We start from the raw sequence: 4,344 nt of genomic DNA, 5'->3' as shown, positions 1-4,344 counted from the left end.
TTCATAGCTTAAACTCGCTTTTTACATAGAAGTATATCAAAAATCATAGATCTTGGACAGCTTCTAAGGTTCATCATAGAAAAGAAGAATTACACCAGCCTCAAACAAGAAATCAATGATGTTTTGGTCGCTGCTAGTTTGGATTCCTTGGACCTGATAATATACCTACGGTGTCTTTTTAGCTCGGTTATGTATCCAGCATGATTTATAGCTGGAGAAAACGATCCAGATATTTAAAATAGATAAAGAAAATTCAGAAATCACTTTTAAAGTTGGCGGTGTCTGTGTTTCGAATAAGTAACTAAATGTGACAACTTATCGTTACTTGAATATTTTTGATTAGTTTGCTAGCATATAAGAAGTATTATTAAAACATGAATAAATAAATCAGTTGACGTAAGCTCAAGGTGTTCTCTTTCAGGGGTGTGTAAGAGGTATCTGGGTTTACGTTTTTTGTATGAGGAGGTTTTTGTTTGGAATTTTTAGGTACCTTGGTGATCATCTTGATTACAACTAGTCTATTTGGCCATCTAGCCTCTAGGGTTGGTATCCCAGCAGTGATCGGTCAATTATTTGTTGGAATTATTCTTGGCCCTGCGTTGTTGAATTGGGTTCACGCCAATGATTTCATCCATATTTTTTCAGAGATTGGGGTTATCATCTTAATGTTTATCGCCGGACTTGAGAGTGATCTTACATTGCTTAAAAAATATTTGCGTCCTAGCATAATTGTCGCGTTGTTAGGAGTTTTGATTCCGATGGTACTGATCTATCCAGTTGGTATTGTTTTTGGCTTGACACAATTTGAAAGCTTGTTTTTGAGCGTTATTTTTGCCGCAACGTCGGTTTCAATTTCAGTTGCTGTCATGAAAGAACTAAATTTACTTGATAGTAAGAGCGGTTCAACAGTCCTCGGTGCCGCGGTGGTTGACGATGTGCTAGCTGTCGTTTTACTTAGCATTATGGTCAGTTTAATAGGTACAAAGGCTGGTACGGATACCCAGATACCGCTAGCTCTGACTTTTTTAGAGCAGCTAATTTACTTTGCCGCAATTTATTTCGTGATGCGTTTTATCGCCCCTCTCCTCGCTAAACTAGGCACCAAATTATTGAATCCAGTGGGACCTACTATAATGGCGATGATTTTGTGTTTTGGTATGGCATATATTGCAGATCTGATTGGACTGAGTGCAGTGATTGGGGCCTTTTTTGCAGGAATTGCGATTGCACAAACTCATGTAGCTCATGAAGTTGATCAAAGTATCGAACCAATCGGTTATGCGATTTTCATTCCTGTATTCTTCGTTTCAATTGGTTTAAATATGTCACTAGCTGGCATAGAACACGATTTGTTATTAATTATCGTATTGACGATTGTGGCAACACTGACAAAACTATTAGGAGCGGGAAGTGGGGCTAAATGGGCCGGATTCAGTTCGAATGAAGCTTACCTCGTTGGTGCGGGGATGGTCTCGCGTGGGGAAATGGCCTTGATTATCGCTCAAATAGGCTACCAATCCAAACTAATCAGTGATGATTACTATTCGGCAATTATCACTGCCATTATCCTAACAACGTTATTAGCACCATTACTACTCAAACATGCGGCTCGTCATATAAACTACTAAAACATCTTCATCTTAGCGGTATGACACCCCTTCTCTGTGAAAAATAACTACTAGATTTCATCGAGATATTGCCTAGTTTAATTAAGCACTAAATTATATAATATTGGTTATAATGGAGGATTAGTTATTTGATACAGCTTGTAAAAGAAAAATTTGACGTTACTCGTTTGCGATTTGTTTTACTCGGCCTGCTTGTGGGTTTAATGAGTGGCACCGTTGTTAGCTTATTTCGCTATTGTATTGAGATAGGGCTGCACTATAGTCGATTGGTATATAGATACTTACGAATCGCGCCATTTGTTTGGTGGGAATGGGCATTGTTGATTGGCATCAACCTTGGTTTAGCTTTAATTGTGGCTCGACTTCTCAAGAGAGAACCTTATATCTCTGGTTCCGGAATTCCGCAAGTTGAAGGTCAATTGGCTGGCGAATTGGAAATGCACTGGTGGTCAATTCTTTGGCGAAAATTTATCGGTGGTATTCTGGCATTGGGACCTGGATTATTTCTCGGACGAGAAGGACCGTCGATTCAATTAGGTGCGTCAGTTGGTCAAGGTTTCGCTGCTGGGTTTAAGTTATCAGGAACTGATCGCCGACTGCTAATTGCATCAGGCGCCGCTGCTGGATTAGCAGCGGCGTTTAATGCTCCCATTGCTGGAACTCTATTTGTCTTAGAAGAGATTTACCATAATTTTTCACCGCTGGTTTGGTTAACAGCATTAGCCGGAGCAATTGGTTCAAATTTTATCTCGCTGAATGTTTTCGGACTTGTTCCCGTGTTACATTTAAATTATTCACGTAGTTTACCAGTATCAAATTATTGGCACTTAATTTTACTCGGCATTGTTTTGGGATTGTTTGGTTACTTATATCAACGGGTCTTGTTAGTTATGCCTCGGTGGTATCATCAACTGACACATTTGCCACGCCCAATACAAGGTATCGTACCATTTCTGCTGGTAATCTTAGTTGGTTACTTTTCGCCAAATTTACTCGGTGGTGGTAATGGATTAATTGTTGGATTTGGCCAGTATGTTCCACCTTTGTTTGTACTAATTGCAATTTTTATTATACGATTCGTCTTTTCAATGATTTCATATGGTTCCGGATTACCTGGCGGTATTTTTTTGCCGATTCTTTCTTTAGGTGCTGTGATTGGTGCGGTTTATGGCGTCTTAATGAATCAATTAGGATTATTATCGCATGTCTATATCATGAACCTAATCATTTTTTCCATGGCCGGTTACTTTGCTGGAATTGGAAAAGCTCCCTTCACAGCTATCTTGCTGGTAACAGAAATGGTTGGCAATTTAACACATTTAATGCCATTAGCAGTCATATCGTTAACTGCTTACCTTGTTGTTGATTTATTAGGCGGTGCACCAATCTATGAAGCATTGCTTAAGCAGATGACAATGCCTAAAACTGTTCAGCAACTTCATCGACCTGATCATTTGGAAATACCGGTTTTCTTTGGCAGTCCCTTAAACGGCAAAATGGTCCGAGACATGCCATGGCCTAAAGAAGCACTGCTCATTGGAATCCGGCGTGGTGAACAAGAAGTGATTCCACATGGTGACACCTTGATTCATGAAGGTGATACGTTAGTACTGTTAACTGATACAACCCAACGAACCCGAGTTAAACAACGGATTGATGCATTATTAGCAACTTTAGAAAAAAAACACCGAGACTAAGTTAATAGGCAAATTGGTCTATCATAATAATAAATATTAGATTAAGTGGGTCCGTTGCCAGACATAAACATATTGGGAAACTATATACAAATACGGCGAAGTACGAAAAACGCTGAAAAAGAAAAAGGAAGTCCCACGTGAACAGGACTTCCCGTGTAGAGCCGTTAAAGACGGTGGCAGATATTAAAACAACACTAGTTCGCCCCATAACCGGTCAAAGTTATGTGGGGCGGCTTTTTCATTTGTGGTGTTTGTCGATATAGCTGAGTAGCGCGATTAAAAACGTGCCAAACAGCAACATCAACGAGAGTGTCTGAAAGACGCTCATTGACTGTGAAGCCTTCCTGAAGATTATTCCATGTTCCCATGAGCCTCACCTCGCAAGGGAAAAGACAATCATTGCCATTAAAGCTTCTTGCTTAATCTATTATACAGGGAAATGGGGATAGAATAGTGTCTATGCATAATCAGCTTTCTTTAATCTTCGAGCCATAAATAGCCAAGCTATTAACGAAAACAACAGGACTATAAATACCGTGATGTAACTCGTGTTTCCGTGATAAGTTAAAGATTCGATCCAAAAAAAATTAAGACAACTAGGATATTCACGAGAAACCTTGTTTCCAGATGAAAAAACATTTGATGGTAAATACAGGGAAACGATAAATTCAATTAATAATTCGCACTAAGCTTAAAGGCCACTAGGGTATACCCTATTGGTCTTTTTTGCTTCTGTGCTATACTAGGAATTACAAATGTTCATTAGAACTGTCCAAAAGGAAGCGCTAAAAATGGCTAAAATCGGGTATGCCCGGGTAAGTTCCAGAGAGCAACATTTAGATCGACAGTTAGCGGCTTTAAAGGGCGTTGATAAATTATTTACGGATAAATTAAGTGGGGCTAACACTAATCGGCCAGAACTGCAAAAAATGTTGGCCTATATTCGTGAGGGTGATATTGTAGGGTCTAGAATTTTTGGTGTTGGAAAGTATTTCCATTCCAAAAGTACTAGGCCCTTT

4 protein-coding genes are annotated in these 4,344 nt (G+C 39.3%); 3 read left to right on the top strand and 1 reads right to left on the bottom strand.

The window, feature by feature from the left end; genetic code table 11:
* The first annotated feature begins 473 nt into the window (after positions 1-473).
* Together FD20_RS12110 and FD20_RS12105 are read left to right on the top strand one after the other, a co-directional pair.
* Positions 474-1,628 (top strand): cation:proton antiporter, encoded by a 1,155-nt coding sequence (locus FD20_RS12110; protein ID WP_035462971.1) that lies wholly within the window; start codon positions 474-476, stop codon positions 1,626-1,628.
* Between the two features lie 128 nt (positions 1,629-1,756).
* Positions 1,757-3,325 (top strand): ClC family H(+)/Cl(-) exchange transporter, encoded by a 1,569-nt coding sequence (locus FD20_RS12105; RefSeq protein ID WP_003561289.1) that lies wholly within the window; start codon positions 1,757-1,759, stop codon positions 3,323-3,325.
* Positions 3,326-3,563: 238 nt separating this feature from the next.
* Here the strand turns inward: FD20_RS12105 and FD20_RS13140 are convergent, their stop codons facing one another.
* Positions 3,564-3,626 (bottom strand): putative holin-like toxin, encoded by a 63-nt coding sequence (locus tag FD20_RS13140; protein ID WP_222843308.1) that lies wholly within the window; start codon positions 3,624-3,626, stop codon positions 3,564-3,566.
* Positions 3,627-4,116: 490 nt separating this feature from the next.
* On the opposite strand from FD20_RS13140, the gene FD20_RS12100 reads away from it, so the two are divergent.
* Positions 4,117-4,344: recombinase family protein (locus tag FD20_RS12100; RefSeq protein ID WP_162255659.1), on the top strand; the 228-nt coding region annotated here is incomplete at its 3' end.

The sequence above is a fragment of the Liquorilactobacillus uvarum DSM 19971 genome (assembly GCF_001434935.1).
GTDB classification, from domain to species: Bacteria; Bacillota; Bacilli; order Lactobacillales; family Lactobacillaceae; genus Liquorilactobacillus; species Liquorilactobacillus uvarum.
Note: the sequence above shows the minus strand (reverse complement) of the source record. Positions and strands in the feature narration are given on the sequence as shown.